The 13,987-nt window shown below is 60.8% G+C and carries 13 protein-coding genes and 1 pseudogene; 5 read left to right on the top strand and 9 right to left on the bottom strand.

Annotated features, from left to right (window positions below):
* The first annotated feature begins 22 nt into the window (after positions 1–22).
* Positions 23–1,177, top strand: a complete 1,155-nt coding sequence (locus F3Y30_RS18200; protein WP_203424095.1) for a GGDEF domain-containing protein — start codon at positions 23–25, stop codon at positions 1,175–1,177.
* Positions 1,178–1,485: 308 nt separating this feature from the next.
* Here the strand turns inward: F3Y30_RS18200 and F3Y30_RS18195 are convergent, their stop codons facing one another.
* From F3Y30_RS18195 to trxB, 6 genes are all read right to left on the bottom strand, one after another.
* Positions 1,486–2,601 carry a calcium:proton antiporter gene (locus F3Y30_RS18195; protein WP_203424094.1) on the bottom strand — a complete coding sequence of 372 codons (1,116 nt, stop codon included), beginning with the start codon at positions 2,599–2,601 and terminating at the stop codon, positions 1,486–1,488.
* A gap of 107 nt (positions 2,602–2,708) precedes the next feature.
* Positions 2,709–3,659 carry a transglycosylase SLT domain-containing protein gene (locus F3Y30_RS18190; protein ID WP_203424093.1) on the bottom strand — a complete coding sequence of 317 codons (951 nt, stop codon included), beginning with the start codon at positions 3,657–3,659 and terminating at the stop codon, positions 2,709–2,711.
* Positions 3,660–3,844: 185 nt separating this feature from the next.
* Positions 3,845–4,966: an alkene reductase gene (locus F3Y30_RS18185; RefSeq protein ID WP_203424092.1), complete on the bottom strand. Its 1,122-nt coding sequence runs from the start codon at positions 4,964–4,966 to the stop codon at positions 3,845–3,847.
* A 60-nt stretch (positions 4,967–5,026) separates the two neighbouring features.
* Positions 5,027–5,320, bottom strand: coding sequence for a metalloregulator ArsR/SmtB family transcription factor (locus F3Y30_RS18180; protein ID WP_203424091.1), 294 nt, complete (start codon positions 5,318–5,320; stop codon positions 5,027–5,029).
* A 578-nt stretch (positions 5,321–5,898) separates the two neighbouring features.
* Positions 5,899–6,795 carry a LysR family transcriptional regulator VtlR gene (locus F3Y30_RS18175; protein ID WP_203424090.1) on the bottom strand — a complete coding sequence of 299 codons (897 nt, stop codon included), beginning with the start codon at positions 6,793–6,795 and terminating at the stop codon, positions 5,899–5,901.
* A gap of 145 nt (positions 6,796–6,940) precedes the next feature.
* Entirely contained in the window at positions 6,941–7,915 is a 975-nt protein-coding gene (gene trxB, locus F3Y30_RS18170; protein ID WP_203424089.1) for a thioredoxin-disulfide reductase, read from the bottom strand.
* Between the two features lie 235 nt (positions 7,916–8,150).
* On the opposite strand from trxB, the pseudogene F3Y30_RS18165 reads away from it, so the two are divergent.
* Positions 8,151–8,617 (top strand): annotated as a pseudogene (locus F3Y30_RS18165) (Lrp/AsnC family transcriptional regulator).
* Between the two features lie 5 nt (positions 8,618–8,622).
* A complete protein-coding gene (locus F3Y30_RS18160) occupies positions 8,623–9,657 on the top strand; it encodes a glycosyl transferase (RefSeq protein WP_246752791.1) in 1,035 nt (344 codons plus the stop codon).
* On the opposite strand, the gene F3Y30_RS18155 is transcribed toward F3Y30_RS18160, so the two are convergent.
* The gene (locus tag F3Y30_RS18155; RefSeq protein WP_203424088.1) at positions 9,584–10,471 is read right to left on the bottom strand and encodes a 3-deoxy-manno-octulosonate cytidylyltransferase; all 888 of its coding nucleotides are present in this window, start codon (positions 10,469–10,471) and stop codon (positions 9,584–9,586) included. The genes F3Y30_RS18160 and F3Y30_RS18155 overlap by 74 nt on opposite strands.
* Positions 10,472–10,538: 67 nt before the next feature.
* Between F3Y30_RS18155 and F3Y30_RS18150 the strand changes: the two genes are divergently transcribed.
* Positions 10,539–11,618 (top strand): polysaccharide pyruvyl transferase family protein, encoded by a 1,080-nt coding sequence (locus tag F3Y30_RS18150; protein ID WP_203424087.1) that lies wholly within the window; start codon positions 10,539–10,541, stop codon positions 11,616–11,618.
* Positions 11,619–11,636: 18 nt separating this feature from the next.
* On the opposite strand, the gene F3Y30_RS18145 is transcribed toward F3Y30_RS18150, so the two are convergent.
* Complete coding sequence (locus F3Y30_RS18145) at positions 11,637–12,707, bottom strand: glycosyltransferase family 4 protein (RefSeq protein WP_203424086.1); 1,071 nt, start codon at positions 12,705–12,707, stop codon at positions 11,637–11,639.
* A gap of 83 nt (positions 12,708–12,790) precedes the next feature.
* Positions 12,791–13,267: a transcription elongation factor GreA gene (greA, locus tag F3Y30_RS18140; RefSeq protein ID WP_203424085.1), complete on the bottom strand. Its 477-nt coding sequence runs from the start codon at positions 13,265–13,267 to the stop codon at positions 12,791–12,793.
* A 235-nt stretch (positions 13,268–13,502) separates the two neighbouring features.
* Between greA and F3Y30_RS18135 the strand changes: the two genes are divergently transcribed.
* Entirely contained in the window at positions 13,503–13,772 is a 270-nt protein-coding gene (locus tag F3Y30_RS18135) for a hypothetical protein (RefSeq protein ID WP_203424084.1), read from the top strand.
* Positions 13,773–13,987: the final 215 nt, after the last annotated feature.

Raw genomic sequence — 13,987 nt, 5'->3', positions numbered from 1 at the left:
ATCCAACGCGTGCCCCGGTTCCATGGACAATCAGCTCGACCTGGCGACAGTCCTTCTGCTCCACCAATGCTCCTTCGTGGTAGGGACGGTGTGCTTTCTCTACGCCCGCTGGCAGTCCCGCGGCGGAGAGGGGTTGGGGACGCTTGCCTTCAGTTTCCTGTCGCTGGCATTGGCTTCCACGCTCGCGGGCCTGGGCGAACGCGGGGTTCTTCCCCGCGATGTCTGGGCGCTCGGCGTTTCGGCGGTCGGCGTGACGGGTCATGCCCTGTTCTGGGTAGGCTTGCGCAGGCTGAGCAGCCAGAAACCGTGCCGTGCGGACTGGTCGGTGCTGATCGTCCCGGCCATCTGCGTCGTATTCGAGTTCGCGACGCAGTTCCACCTCGTGGACAAGATGCGCGGCAGCATCTCCAACGCTTCGGCCTGCGTGTTTCTCGCAGCTTCCGCGCTCTGCGTCCTGCAGGACAGCAGGCAGGAGCCACTGCCCGTGCGCGCCATGCTGGCGGGATCGATCGCAACCGCGTCACTGTTGGCACTGCTGGTCGTCGTGGGTCTCCTGTGGCCGGATGTGGCGCCGATGACGCCCCGATACGCATTCTTCCTCCGCATCATCTGCCACTTTGCCGTCGCGCTCTTCGTGATCATTCTGGTGAAGGAGAGGGCGGAAGCAAAGCTGCGCCATGCCGCCGAAACGGACATGCTGACCGGGATCGGAAATCGCCGTTGGTTCATGTCAAAGCTGCCTCCCGTCATGTTGGAAGGCAACGCCCTGCTGCTGATGGATCTGGATTTCTTCAAGCAGGTGAACGATCGCTTCGGCCATGACACGGGCGACATCGTTCTTGTAAGTTTTGCCGAGGTGATCGGCCGACATCTGCGGCCGGGCGACAGGTTTGCCCGATTGGGCGGAGAGGAGTTCGGTCTCTACATGCCCAAGGCGAATGCTGCAGAGGCGATGGCAATGGCGGAGCGGCTCAGGGACGTCGTCAGCGCGACGGTGGTCGAAAGCGATGGCGAGCGGGTGCCGCTGACCGTCAGCATCGGCGTCGCCGCAAGTCGACACCGGTACAACGGCTGCAACAGCCTTCTGAGCATGGCCGACATCGCGCTCTACGAAGCGAAGAAATCGGGACGCAACAGGTCTGTCCTCTTCACGTCCCAGTCCGCGGCTGCTGCCTAGAGCCGTTCAGGGTTCGATCGAACGTTCCGCCATCATGGTCGCAGAGCAGGGCCGCGACCCGCGTCGGCGGGTAGGCGAGCTGACTCTGTTCGGGCCGGCGGTTCGCTCCAATTTGACCCTCGGCACTCTCGGCGTGTCTCACCCGCCGCTATTCGCTGCTTGTGTTCGCAAACTGATTCAACTCACAGTGAAACTGATTCAACGCGATGAATTAAGTAATTGTTTTATCATAAATAATTGTTGCGACTGGCGTTGTCCGATAAGGCCTTGCGGCGGCTGCGGTTTGCCACTCTGCGAGGGTAGTCGCCTCAAAGACCGATTGCGGTCAGCATGATGAAGGTCGAGAACAGGATGAAATGGGTCATGCCCTCGATAGCGTTGGTTTCGCCGTCATTGAGGTTGATGGCGGCGGCGATCAGCGTGACAAGGACCATGACCGTCTGCACCGGCGACATGGCCATCACGAAAGGCTGCCCGGTATAGAGCGCGATTGCCTCCATCACCGGCACGGTGAGAATGACCGTCGAGAGCGAAGCGCCCATGGCGATGTTCACGACAGCCTGCATGCGGTTGGAGAGCGCGGCACGCATCGCGGTCAAGATTTCGGGTGCCGCGGAAATCGCGGCAACGACCAGGGCCATGAGTGCCGGTGGCGCGCCGGTGTCCTTCAGTCCCACGTTCACCAATGCAGACATCACTTCGGCGAGGGCGCCGATGAGTATGACGCCGGCGATGATGATCGTGATCGACAATCCGGCAGGCTCCTGCGGCTCTTCAGAAGTGTCGAGGGAGTCCAGACGTTCGGCCCGTGGATAGGCATAGCTGAAGAAGTAGCTGTGCCTGCCGACCTGCATGCGCAGGAACAGCGCATAGAGGGCGACCATGGCGGCGATAGTAAAGACGGAATAGACATGCCAGCTGGCGCGCGGAACGAACTCGGGGACGATCATCGAGATGCTCATCGCGGTTAGGATCATCACGCCATAGGTCTTTCCGGAATCGTCGTTGTAGGGCTGCTCGCCGTGCCGGATACCTCCGAGAAGGGCGGCAAGCCCGAGGATGCCATTGATGTCGAGCATGACCGCAGAATAGATCGTGTCGCGTACGAGCGTCGGCGACGCCTCGGCCTGCATCATGATGGCAAGGATGATGACCTCTACCAGCACGGCCGAAAGCGTGAGGATCATCGTGCCGTAGGGATCTCCGACCTTTGCCGCGAGAACTTCGGCGTGGTGGGCCACACGCGTGGAGACGAGGACGATCGTCGCCACGAGCGCAGTGGCGGCGACCAGCGTCGCAACCCGACCTGAGGCGAGAAGCCAGTGCTCGCTCGAGAAGGCGAGCACTGCGACCGCGAGTGCGAAGACGAGAGATCTTTCCTTGCCGACGAGCGAGATCAGGGATGTTCCGGTATTCTCGTGCATGCGCCATCCTGTTTTAGGTGCACACTGTTGTCGACGCAGCCGCGTATCAGGATAGACGAGACTGACCGCTTGGCAACGGGCGGAAAGGCCGATGCATGGCTCCCCGATCAGTTCCGGAAGACGATGCAGGCACCGCCGTGACGGCGGATGTCCGCGCACAGCTTCTCCGCTTCGCCACGCGTATCGCGGCCAATACGGGCCGTATAGCGGAATCGCCGGCCGAAGCGAAGGTTGCGCTCCCGCTGGATCAATGGCTGCTCGGCATTGATCGGTGCGGGTAGCCTCTCAACCGCGAGACGAAAGAGGTTGCGCGCCACGGATTTCTGGAAGTGTGCGGCCAGCTGCACGCCCCAGGGTGCCCACACGCCTTCGTCCTCGAAGTCGATGTCCTTGAGGGTCCGGCTGTTGGCGAGGTCGATACAAGCGTCGAGGAAGGGCTTGTTCTTGTCCAACTGCAGTTCGACCTTCTCCGGAGGGCTATCCTTCCACTCCTCGGCGGAATGCGCGGTCACGGCGAGAACATAGGCCCGTGTCTCATAGGGCAGGCGCCCGGCGTCGAGGAAGTTCTCGAGGCCGGCCTCGCCGGCGTTGTAGGCAGCCGCGGCAAGGCCGAGGTTGCCGTAACGATCCCGAAGCGTGCCGAGATACTCCGCCGACTTGCCGAGCGCCTCTAGGGCGTGGAAGCTGTCGTTCAAGCCGCGCAGACGGGCGGTGGAAGGCATGAACTGGGCTATTCCCTCCGCGCCCTTCGGGCTTACCGCATCGGGACGAAAAAGGCTTTCGCGCCAGATCAGGCGGGCAAAGTAATCCGGTGGAATTCCGTTGGCCTGGGAGTACCTCTCGATCGCGACGCAGATGTCGTGACTATAGGTTTCCTTCCGGACGCAGAGCGGCGCTTCGCCTTGGCCGGGAGAGGGAGCGGAAAAGATACAGGTCGGGGGTGCCTTCCATTCAGGCTGCGCGATGACCGGCTGGTGAGACCCAACAAGCGACAAGATCGCGAGAGCGAGGCCGGCCGTTTTGCCGCTACGTCCATGCTGCCATCGACCTGTGCGCATCGCGTCGTCATCCCCGGGGCGCCTCGCATACTTGATAGCACTGTTTGGGGACGGGGAAAAAGCGCCGGTCTTGCCGTATCCTTTGCGCTTCCCCGCCGTCGACGTTGCGGCCCGTTACGCAGGATGCAAAAAAGTGGGCCGCGGCGTGCGCGACCCACCCAATCAAACAGATCCCGGATACCGTCTCAGGCGGCGTTTTCGAGCGCCGGATAGTCGGTGTATCCGACGGCGCCGCCGCCGTAGAAGGTCTTCTGGTCCGGCGTGTTCAGAGCCGTACCTTCCTTCAGGCGCCGCACAAGATCGGGGTTGGCGATGAACGGCTTGCCGAAGGCGACGAGATCGGCTTGTCCCTCCGCCACCGCGTCGAGTGCCATCTGGCGGTCGTAACCGTTGTTGACCATCCAGGCGGCATGTCCGCCCTTGGCTTCGTAGGCCGTGCGCAGCGCCGCATAGTCGAAGGGCTTGTCGCCCTGCTGATGGTCACGTGGCCCGCCCGTCGCACCTTCGATGATGTGGATGTAGGCGAGATCGTAACCTGCGAGCTTCTCCACCACGTAGGTGAACAGCGGCTGGGGATTCGGATCGGAGACGTCGTTGGCCGGGGTGACAGGCGAAATGCGGATGGCCGTGCGGCCTGCTCCGATCTCGGCGGTGATCGCGTCGACCACTTCGAAGAGGAAGCGCGCGCGATTTTCGATCGACCCGCCATAGGCGTCTGTCCGCTTGTTGCTGCCGGAGCGCAGGAACTGGTCGATCAGATAGCCGTTGGCGGCGTGGATCTCGACGCCATCGAAGCCGGCGTCGATCGCGGCACGGGCGGCCTTGCGATAGTCTTCGACGATCCCCGGGAGCTCACCGATCTCCAGCGCACGCGGTTCAGAGGTTTCCGCGAAGGAGCCGGTTCCGTCCTCGTTGACGAGATAGGTCTTGGACTTGGCCACAAGTGCCGAAGGTGCGACCGGCTTGCCGCCGTTAGGTTGCAGCGAGGTGTGCGAGATGCGGCCGACGTGCCACATCTGCACGACGATCTTGCCGCCCGCGCCGTGGACCGCGTCGGTTACTTTCTTCCAGCCGTCCAGCGCCTCGGGAGTGTAGAGCCCGGGCACATCAGCATATCCCTGACCTTGGTGGGTGATTGCGGTCGCCTCCGTGATCAGAAGGCCCGCAGTGGCACGCTGCTCGTAGTAGGTGGCATTCAGGGTATTGGGTACTGCCTTTGGCGAGCGGTTGCGCGTAAGCGGCGCCATGACGATCCGGTTGGCGAGCTCGATGTCACCGATCTTTATCGGGTCGAAAAGTGTAGTCATGGGAAGTCCTTCACGTTTCCTGGGAGGATTAGCTGTGTCGTCCTGGACCCTTCGCTGGGGTCAGAGCGAAGCGTTGAGATGTTTGAGAAATGCCGCGATGGTCTCTTCGTTCCTTTTGTAGAACATCCACTGGCCCACGCGGCGGACCGTCACCAGCTTCGCGCGCTGCAGCGTCGCAAGGTGTGACGAAACCGTCGACTGGGACAGGCCGCAGCGTCCGAACTGGCTTGCGCAGACTCCCATTTCGAGCGGGTGCTCCTGTGTGGAGAAATGCTCCTCCGGAGACTTCAGCCAGTTGAGGATCTCCACTCTGGTGGGATGCGCCAGCGCCTTGAGAATTTCGTCGGTGTCCATGGGCGGTCATATCTGTTCATCGCGATGTCACGATTTGTATATCGATGATTGTCGATATACAAATCACGAAGCTGTGAGCGTTGGGAAGGGCGCCGACGGGGTTCACGGCAGGCTTCAGGCCCTGCTTCGAACGGGGGGGCAAAAAAAGAGGGCCTCAAGCGATGCTTGGGCCCTTGTCAGTTGTGAAGGTAAAATAACCTCCAGAGGGGAACAGCTGACGCGGCGGCACTGGGAGGAGAAAGACCGCCATGTGCATCAACTATACTAGATATGGAGCTATCTGCTTCTGGCTTCAAGGGTGGAAACGACAAAAGTTCAGTCTGAAGAAGAAAAATATTCCTTGACGAATTTCAGGCAAAAAAAGAGGGCCACAAGATAAACTTGGGCCCTTTATAGTTTTGAAGGTAAATAAACCTCCAGAGGGGAACAGCTGCTGCGGTGGCACTGGGAGGAAAAAGCCACCAGATGCATCAGCTGGGTGCGGTATGCTGGTTTTTTGAGCATACATCAATCATTTTGTGTGCATGCCAGCCATGCGTCTGCTGCATTCCTAGCCAATCAGGCCTGTGCAAACGGCATCAGAAGTTCCAGTTGCGAGCCTTGGCGACGATGAAATCCCTGAAAACCTTGAGCTTCGCAGCGTTCTTCATTTCGCTCGGATAGCAGAAATAGGTATCGAAGGAAGGAATGTCGGCGCTGATCGGCAGCTGAATCAGTCCCGGATCCCGGCCGACGATGTAGTCCGGCATCACCGCAATGCCGATACCGAGCAGGCAGGCACGCTTGATCGAGGTCTGGCTGTTGATCTGCAGGATCGAGGGGCGGGGATTGTCGGAATCGCGGCCGGCGACTTCCAGCCAGTTGACATCGAGCAGGTAGCTCGGTGTCGGGACACCGAAAGTGATGATCTTGTGGTTGTCGAGATCGTCAATCGACTGGGGCTCGCCGTAACGGTTGATATAGGCGGGGGCCGCATAGACGTGCATGTGCACGGTAAAGAGCTTGCGCTGGATGAGGTCGGACTGCTGCGGTTCGCGCAGACGGATCGCGCAGTCGGCATGGCGCATGCTGACGTCGAGTTCCTCGTTGTCGAGGATGAGCTGGACCTGCATGTCCGGATAGAGCGCGAGAAACTCCTGCACCTTGTCGGTCAGCCAGCCCTGGCCGAGGCCGACCGTCGTGGTGATGCGCAGCTTGCCGCGCGGCTTCTCGGTCGTTTCCGTAAGTTGGACCCGGACGCTTTCAAGCTTCATCAGCACGTCATGCGCCGTGCGATAGAGGATCTCGCCCTGTTCGGTGAGAATCAGGCCGCGCGCGTGACGATGAAACAGCTTGATGCCGACGTCCTGTTCAAGCGCGCTCACCTGCCGGCTGATGGCGGATTGCGAAAGATGCAGCTTGTCAGCCGCGTGCGTGAATGAACCGGCCTCGGCCGCGGCGTGGAATATCCGCAGCTTGTCCCAGTCGAGCGGCATGGTTTCCCCCATATGTGTTCAAGGCGGGGAACGTTCAGTTTCCCGCCCGTGTCGCTGATCAAGGACAGGACGGCTGTCCTGGCCTTGCTGTTCCCAATCCTGCCGATGATGCACGACGAATCTTGCCCTCGGCTGTTGGCGGCTTCTATTCAGCCGCAATTGCGACAGGCATGTGTTCCGCAAGGTATCTTTCGGTTTCCAGCGCGGCCATGCAGCCCATGCCGGCGGCGGTGACCGCCTGTCGGTAGATATCGTCGGTCACGTCGCCGGCAGCGAAGACGCCCGGTATATCGGTTGCCGTCGAATCGGGAGCCGTCCAGAGGTAGCCGTTCGGCTTCAGCCGCAGCTTGTCCTTGAAAAGCTCGACCGCCGGCGCGTGCCCGATCGCCACGAAGACACCGTCCGTGACCATGTCGGTCGTTTCGCCTGTGCGCGTGTTACGCAGTTTCACGCCGTTGACCGAAGCCGGCATCGGTGGCTTCGCTTCGGCGCCGAGGTACTCGACCACCTCGTGATCCCAGATGATCTTCACGTTCGGCTTGGCAAACAGCCGTTCCTGCAGGATCTTCTCCGCGCGGAAGGAGTCGCGGCGGTGCACGACGGTGACGGTCTTCGCAAGATTGGAGAGGTAGAGTGCCTCTTCCACGGCTGAGTTGCCACCGCCGACAACGATGACGTCCTTGTTGCGATAGAAGAACCCATCGCAGGTGGCGCAAGCCGAAACGCCGAAGCCCATGAACTTGTGCTCGCTGTCGATGCCCAGCCACTTTGCCTTGGCGCCCGTCGCGATGATCAGCGCATCGGCCGTCCAGTCGGTTCCACTGTCGGTCCGGATGCGGAAGGGGCGCACATCGAGGTCCACCCCGGTCACGAGATCGTTGACGATCTCCGCGCCGACATGCTGGGCCTGCTTCAGCATCTGCTCCATCATCCACGGACCCTGAACAGGATCGGCATAGCCCGGATAGTTCTCGACGTCAGTGGTGATCATCAGCTGGCCACCCTGTTCCATCCCGGCGATGAGTACCGGCTCGAGCATGGCGCGCGCCGTATAGATGGCTGCGGTGTAGCCTGCCGGGCCGGAGCCGATGATGAGAACTTTTACGTGGCGTGCAGACATGGCTGCTTTCCTTATTCTGTGGCCCTGCCGCGCGCGGAAGCGCGCGCCGGCGGGCTCGCTGTCGGGTTTGACGCTCATTTATGAGCAGGGCCATGGCATATTCAAGGGCACCCCGCCGTTTGCTAACAGAGATGGGATGGGGCTGTGACATTTTTGTTCTTAATTCTGCAATAATCTTGCGCGAGAGCGGCGATTCTGATCATTTCCCGAAGACTTGCAGCTGGATACCTCAAACGTGTTTCGTGCCGAACTCGACGCTATCGACATCAAAATACTCAAGGAATTGCAGGCCGACGGCCGCATGACCAACGTCGAGCTTGCCGCCAAGGCCGGCATCTCGGCCCCCCGTGCCTCAGGAGGGTGCGCAAGCTAGAGGAGGCGGGCATCATCGAGGGCTATCATGCCATGCTGAATGCCCCATCGCTCGGCTTCGATCTCGTTGCCTTCTGCATGGTCGGGCTGAAGCACCAGTCCGAAGCACAGCTCAAGGCGTTCGCCGCGGCGACAGCGGAATGGCCGGTCGTGCGGCAGGCGTGGATGGTTTCGGGCGACAGCGATTTCCTGCTCCACTGCGTGGCGGAAAACCTCACCCGCTTCCAGGATTTCGTGATCGAGGTCCTCACCGCCAACGATCAGGTCGATACCGTCCGCACCATGTTGACGATACGCCAGGTCAAGAAGGCGGGCCTGGTGGAGTTGTAAAGCGTATGCCGCGCTCGGATCGCCCGTTCGCACGGTCGCTGATCAAGCTGGGCACCCGCCTGCTTCTCGGCGGCGCCCGCGCTCACGTGCAGGACTGGTTTCCCGGTTTGCGGCTAGCGCCAACGCAGTCCGGCGGCAAAGCAATCTTCTATCGCGGCCGGCGGGTCGGGACGCTTGAAAGTCTTTCCGCGCTCGTGGATGCAAGCGGGCGGAGCCTTCGCATCGTCGGATCCGGCCCTTCGGTCGTGCATACGGATCTGTCGGGAACCGAGCCTGCAAGTGCAATCCTGCTCAATGGCGCCATTCATCTGATCGGTGAACGGATCCCCAAGCCGCTTGCTGTGGCCGTCGAGGACGAGCGCTTCGTGTGGCGCCACTTCGACCTCATGCACAGCAAGATCGATGCCGGGCAGGTCTGCCTGTTTTCCGTAGCCGTGCTTCGGGCGCTTTGCGAGAAGGACCCGGACTGGCTGGAAAACAAGCGCATCGTGCTGATCGACGACATCCGCAAGCCCTATGGCCTCAGCCGGCGCAGCCTGGAGCAGCTCCGCGTGCTCGATTTTGTGCGCACCGACGCGACGGGGACTTTCGGCTTCTCGCTCGACCCCGACCGCGGCGTGTTTCAGGGCGGATCGGTGGCGGTGTCGGCATTGCAGTTCGCCATGGCTCTTCGCCCGGCCGGGATCGGATTTGCCGGCATCGACATCCGCAACGCAACGGCCCCACGCTTCTACGAGACCGCCGGTCAGACCGCCTATTCCGGAATAGCCGAAGCCGAAAGCCGTATTCTCGGGCACTTCACTTTGGCCAAGGCCATCGCAGACGAACGCGGCATACGATTGCGAAATTTCTCTCCGGTCTCGGCGCTCGCGCAGGCTGGCATCGCCTATGACGCGCGGCTCTGGCGGGGGAATGAGCGACGGCGGCGCAAGCCTTCCGGAATGAATACCGGTCGCCTTTCCGGCGTTACTGTTTTTCCGCGAGCTTGCGGCGGGCGGCGAGAATGCGCTCCTTCTTCGATTTGCGCTTCAGGCCCATGATGCCGTTGTAGATGACGCGGAGCGGCATGGTGATGGAAATCAGCTTGTCGACGCTGCGGTTCGTAGACTCCAGACGGAGCGACAGCGTCTCGGCCACGCCGAAGGCAACGTCGTCCTTGCTGAGGTAGGGAAAGTGATCGGCCAGCAGTGCGTACGAATTGCGCACGCTCGTTCCCACCATTTCCAGGCGGCCCTTGAGGGCGAGCAGTCTCAGGAATGTCTGCTCGAACGTCCAGTCGTGGATATGGAACAGCTTCCACTTGCTCCTCTGGGCGGTGAACCCGCTCAGCACGAGCTTCGGCCCCGGAACGTGCTCGCAGATCCATACGGCCATCGCGAACCCCGTGCTGCAGTTGTGATCCAGCGGATAGAACTGCTCGAAGTAGGAAGCGAGATCCAGCAGACCGGCGGGAACATTGCCAAAATCCTCGATGCTGTTCATCGCCTCCACCGAATCCGCGCGCACGTTCATGACGCCGGTGAACCCGGGGCAGGGAAGAAGGCTCACCATGCGATCGAGGATGTTTCGGTAGACAAGTTCGGATCCCGCCTGGTTGCTGCGGGTAATCAGAAGCGTGTTGCCATGGAACGGCTCGCTCAGCACCTTGTCGACCTTGTTGAAGAAGACAAAAAGCGCCGTGTCCGGATAGGTAGTCCTGAGGGTCGATATCTCGTTGGCGTCGCTATTTGCCACCAGCACGATATGCGAGAAGGCGGAGAAGAACTGGACCCACTCTTCTGAAGTGCGGCGGCCTGCAGTTGTAGGTCGGTCAAAGCCTTCTGCAGGTGACTCGCGGCGGTCAATTGCGTTCATCTCGATTAGTCCACTCGTTGCTCGTTGGCGCTTGCAGTATTCTTCCATCTACTGAGTTGTCCGACCAATGTCCAACCGCTCCGGTCTACTGAGTTGTCCGGTTGCCTTTTTGGCGCCGATCGCGATGCGGGATGTTTCCAACTGTTGCAAATTGATTTCTCAACCGCTACGTCCGCCTGAATTCCTAACGATCGACCGGGGCATCATGGGAAACTTTCGAAAACTGCGTGCCAGGCTTGGGCTCAGGAAAAAGGCAGAGAGCGACGACGACTTTCTCAATCCGGAGTTCGCGCGCACTAGAGACGAACGAAGGATCCGCGTGCGCATCCTCGGAAATCACTCCCGGTATCATTGCGGAAGCGAAGCGGTCTACCAGAGTCTGTGCCACGTGGCACAAAGCAAGAATTGGACTGTTGTGAAGGCGTACGAGCCCTACGACGTTCTAGTGGTAAACGGCGAAGGTTCCATGCATCATTCGGGTCCTTTCTTCCAACGGAAGATGAAGGTGCTGGAGAAGGCGGTGAATGCCGGGGTCCCTGCGTTTCTCGTGAATTCGGTGTGGCAGGACAACGAGAATACCTATGACGATGTTCTCCGCAGATTGTCCGGCATCTACGTTCGCGAGAGCCTCAGCCGCGATGATCTGCTGAACCGACATGGCGTGGAATCGCGCGTCGTTATCGACGCTTCCTACTTCATGCCCTTGGACCGCAGCAAATCCGGAAATCTACCGCCGACCGGGCCAGCAATCACGGATTTCTATTGGCGGGAGTCCGACGCCTTCCAGAACAGTCCCGAAATTCTCTTCGGTGCGCGCTACGTCCCGATGAAGGGGGTGAGTTGGTCGAAGACCGTCGCCTCTCTGAGGAGCGCGGATTTCCTGGTTACCGGCCGCCATCACGCCGTCTACGCCGCTTGCGTTGCAAAACGTCCCTTCGCCGCTTCGGAAGGCAATACACATAAGATCAAAGGGTTGATTGCGGCCGCTGACGTAAATGTTCCTATCGCCGACAGTCCCCGCGATCTACCGCGACTGATTGAAAAACTGCCGGACCATGAGAGTGAGTTCCGCAAACTCTTCGCCTGGATGGATAGCCAACAGGCGAGCGACATATTTCCCAATGTCGGGGAGGCCATCTGGCGCTGAGCGAAAAGGGGTGAGCACCTAGTTTTCGCGCTTGGACGTTCGGCGCTCCAGAAGCCCATCGTAGACAGCTCCCACTGCCTTAGCTTCCTTGACGAGGGGGAAGTCAGCGTGCACATGCCGCAAGCCATTGGTCGCGTGTCGTTCGACCCTGTCGTGGTCAGAGAGGTAGGCGGCGATCGCGTCGCGCAGAGGCTCGTAGGCGCCGGCGGGTGCGACGGCGCCGGTCTCGCCGGGAACGATCATCTCCGCGTAGGCGCCGGCATCGCTTGCCACCACCGCCGTTTCGGAGGCCATGGCCTCGAGCGGGGTCAGGCCAAACCCCTCGTTGCGTGAGGGTGCCACATAGAGCGACAGTCGCCGGTACCACGGCTTGATGTCGTCCACCTCGCCGAGGAAGCGGATGCGGTCGGACAAACCTGCAGCAGCGACGGCGCGCTCCAGCTCGACTGCGAAGGCCTGGTGCTCGACCGTCACGCGCCCGCAAATCACGGCCGTCCAGGCAGGCGCCGACGGCAACAGCTCGATCATCGCCCTGACAAAAAGGTCGGTCCCCTTCTGGTGGCGGACCCGGCCGAAACAGCCGACGAGATAGCGACCCGGCAACCCCGTCGCCGCGATGGTGTCGTCGGCGGTGGAGGGGGGATGAAAGCGCTCGATGTCGACGCCGTGCCGGATAACGGTGTGCGGGACTTCAAGGAACGAGCCTGATCGCGCGTTCGTCGCGATCACGGCGTCCATGCGGCGGATGAGGAATCGGGTGTAGCTGCTATGCCTGCGCTGGGCGGCGGAGGTGAACAGGAGCTTCAGCGGCATGCGCAACAGGTGGCGCAGGACAATCCCGCCGAGCATCTCCGTGTTGCGCCTGGCGTGCCAGATGCGGTCGCTCTGCCCACGCGGCGCGCGCCAGAGTCGCCAAAGGTCGCGATAGCGCAGATGGGGCAGGTCTTCGGGCAGCCCCGGTCCCAGAACGGCGATGCGTTGACCAAGTTTGATCTGTTCGGGGACGAGCTGGACGATCGTCGACGTCACGCCGGAAAGACGGCGCTTGAAATTGGGCGCGATGATCTCGATGTCCCGGATGTCGGCCACTTGGCAACCTTCAGGATATGCGTGAATGCGGAAGTCCGTGGAGAGCGGCGAGCACAGGAAAACCCGGCTCGCCGGTTCGGATCTCAGCCCCAGCTGATGGCGAGAATCTCGTAGGCCTTGGAGCCGCCGGGCGCGTTCACTTCGATCGAGTCTCCGACTTCCTTGCCGATCAGCGCACGGGCGATCGGGGACGAGATGGAGATGCGGCCGGCCTTCACGTCGGCTTCCTGGTCGCCGACGATCTGGTAGGTCTTTTCCTCTTCCGTGTCCTCGTCGACGAGCTTCACCTTGGCGCCGAACTTGACGGTGGAACCGGACATCTTGGAGAGATCGATGACTTCCGCACGCGCGACCAGGTCTTCGAGCTCGGTGATGCGGCCCTCGTTGTGGCTCTGGGCTTCCTTGGCCGCATGATACTCAGCGTTTTCCGAGAGGTCGCCGTGGGCGCGTGCTTCGGAAATGGCTTCGATGATTCGTGGGCGCTCCTCCTGCTGGCGCCAGCGCAGTTCTTCCTGCAGCTTGACGAAACCGCCCTGGGTCATCGGTACCTTATCAACCATCGTACTGTCCTTCAGCCCACGTCTTGCCACTTAATCCAGGTGGACAAACGCAAAAGAAAACGGTCTCCGGAGCAGATGCACCGGAACCGCTGGATGTATTCGAACGGCGCTTATAGCAGATCGGCCGAGGCAAAAGCCAGATTTTTTGCACGCGGCGAAATGGCGCGAACCACATACTTTCGTGGAACAATGGTTGTGCCTTGTTGTTGAATCAGCGGGCAAAGGGAGGATCATCATGAAAAACCCTGAAGTAGAAGGGCGTTTGAACGCCCACCGCAGATTGTTCGTATCGCTCTTTTCGGTGCTTGCGCATCTCCCGGAGGCGCGATCCGCGATTCTAGCCTTCGCGCGGGACGCCGAGGTCGTGGCCGATCACGAGGAGGATCCCGGAATGGACCCCGATGCTACATTCGCGGTCCAACAGATCGCCGATGACGAGATACGCGCCATTCTCGGCGCAGCCATTCGCAGGTTCGAGGCCGAGCCCGGCGCATCTGGGGGGTGATTATCGCCTCGAAGGTGAAATCAGGCCGATCGCGTGGAGTATGAAGCGGAGTGAAGGGAGAGGCCCCGTTTCTCCCGGCATGCATTAATTCAACAAAAATAACGGTCTATGGAATCAGGTGCAGACATTGATTCCGAAACTTCAAGTTTCGGTTGCAGAACCTCCCGGCGCAATCTCTCTGCGTCGGGAGGCGAAGTTGATCGTAAGTTCACGTA

This window comes from Sinorhizobium sp. BG8 (genome assembly GCF_016864555.1).
GTDB lineage: Bacteria > Pseudomonadota > Alphaproteobacteria > Rhizobiales > Rhizobiaceae > BG8.
The sequence above is the reverse complement of the archived record's forward strand: the minus strand, read 5'-3'. Positions and strand labels throughout refer to the sequence as shown.

Coding starts and splice junctions, on each gene's coding strand:
- F3Y30_RS18180 (WP_203424091.1), bottom strand. CDS start 5,320: ATGGACACCGACGAAATTCTCAAGGCGCTGGCGCATCCCACCAGAGTG.
- F3Y30_RS18160 (WP_246752791.1), top strand. CDS start 8,623: ATGCCGCGCTCGGATCGCCCGTTCGCACGGTCGCTGATCAAGCTGGGC.
- F3Y30_RS18150 (WP_203424087.1), top strand. CDS start 10,539: ATGTCCAACCGCTCCGGTCTACTGAGTTGTCCGGTTGCCTTTTTGGCG.
- F3Y30_RS18135 (WP_203424084.1), top strand. CDS start 13,503: ATGAAAAACCCTGAAGTAGAAGGGCGTTTGAACGCCCACCGCAGATTG.
- F3Y30_RS18200 (WP_203424095.1), top strand. CDS start 23: ATGGACAATCAGCTCGACCTGGCGACAGTCCTTCTGCTCCACCAATGC.
- F3Y30_RS18175 (WP_203424090.1), bottom strand. CDS start 6,795: ATGCCGCTCGACTGGGACAAGCTGCGGATATTCCACGCCGCGGCCGAG.
- F3Y30_RS18185 (WP_203424092.1), bottom strand. CDS start 4,966: ATGACTACACTTTTCGACCCGATAAAGATCGGTGACATCGAGCTCGCC.
- greA (WP_203424085.1), bottom strand. CDS start 13,267: ATGGTTGATAAGGTACCGATGACCCAGGGCGGTTTCGTCAAGCTGCAG.
- trxB (WP_203424089.1), bottom strand. CDS start 7,915: ATGTCTGCACGCCACGTAAAAGTTCTCATCATCGGCTCCGGCCCGGCA.
- F3Y30_RS18155 (WP_203424088.1), bottom strand. CDS start 10,471: ATGAACGCAATTGACCGCCGCGAGTCACCTGCAGAAGGCTTTGACCGA.
- F3Y30_RS18190 (WP_203424093.1), bottom strand. CDS start 3,659: ATGCGCACAGGTCGATGGCAGCATGGACGTAGCGGCAAAACGGCCGGC.
- F3Y30_RS18195 (WP_203424094.1), bottom strand. CDS start 2,601: ATGCACGAGAATACCGGAACATCCCTGATCTCGCTCGTCGGCAAGGAA.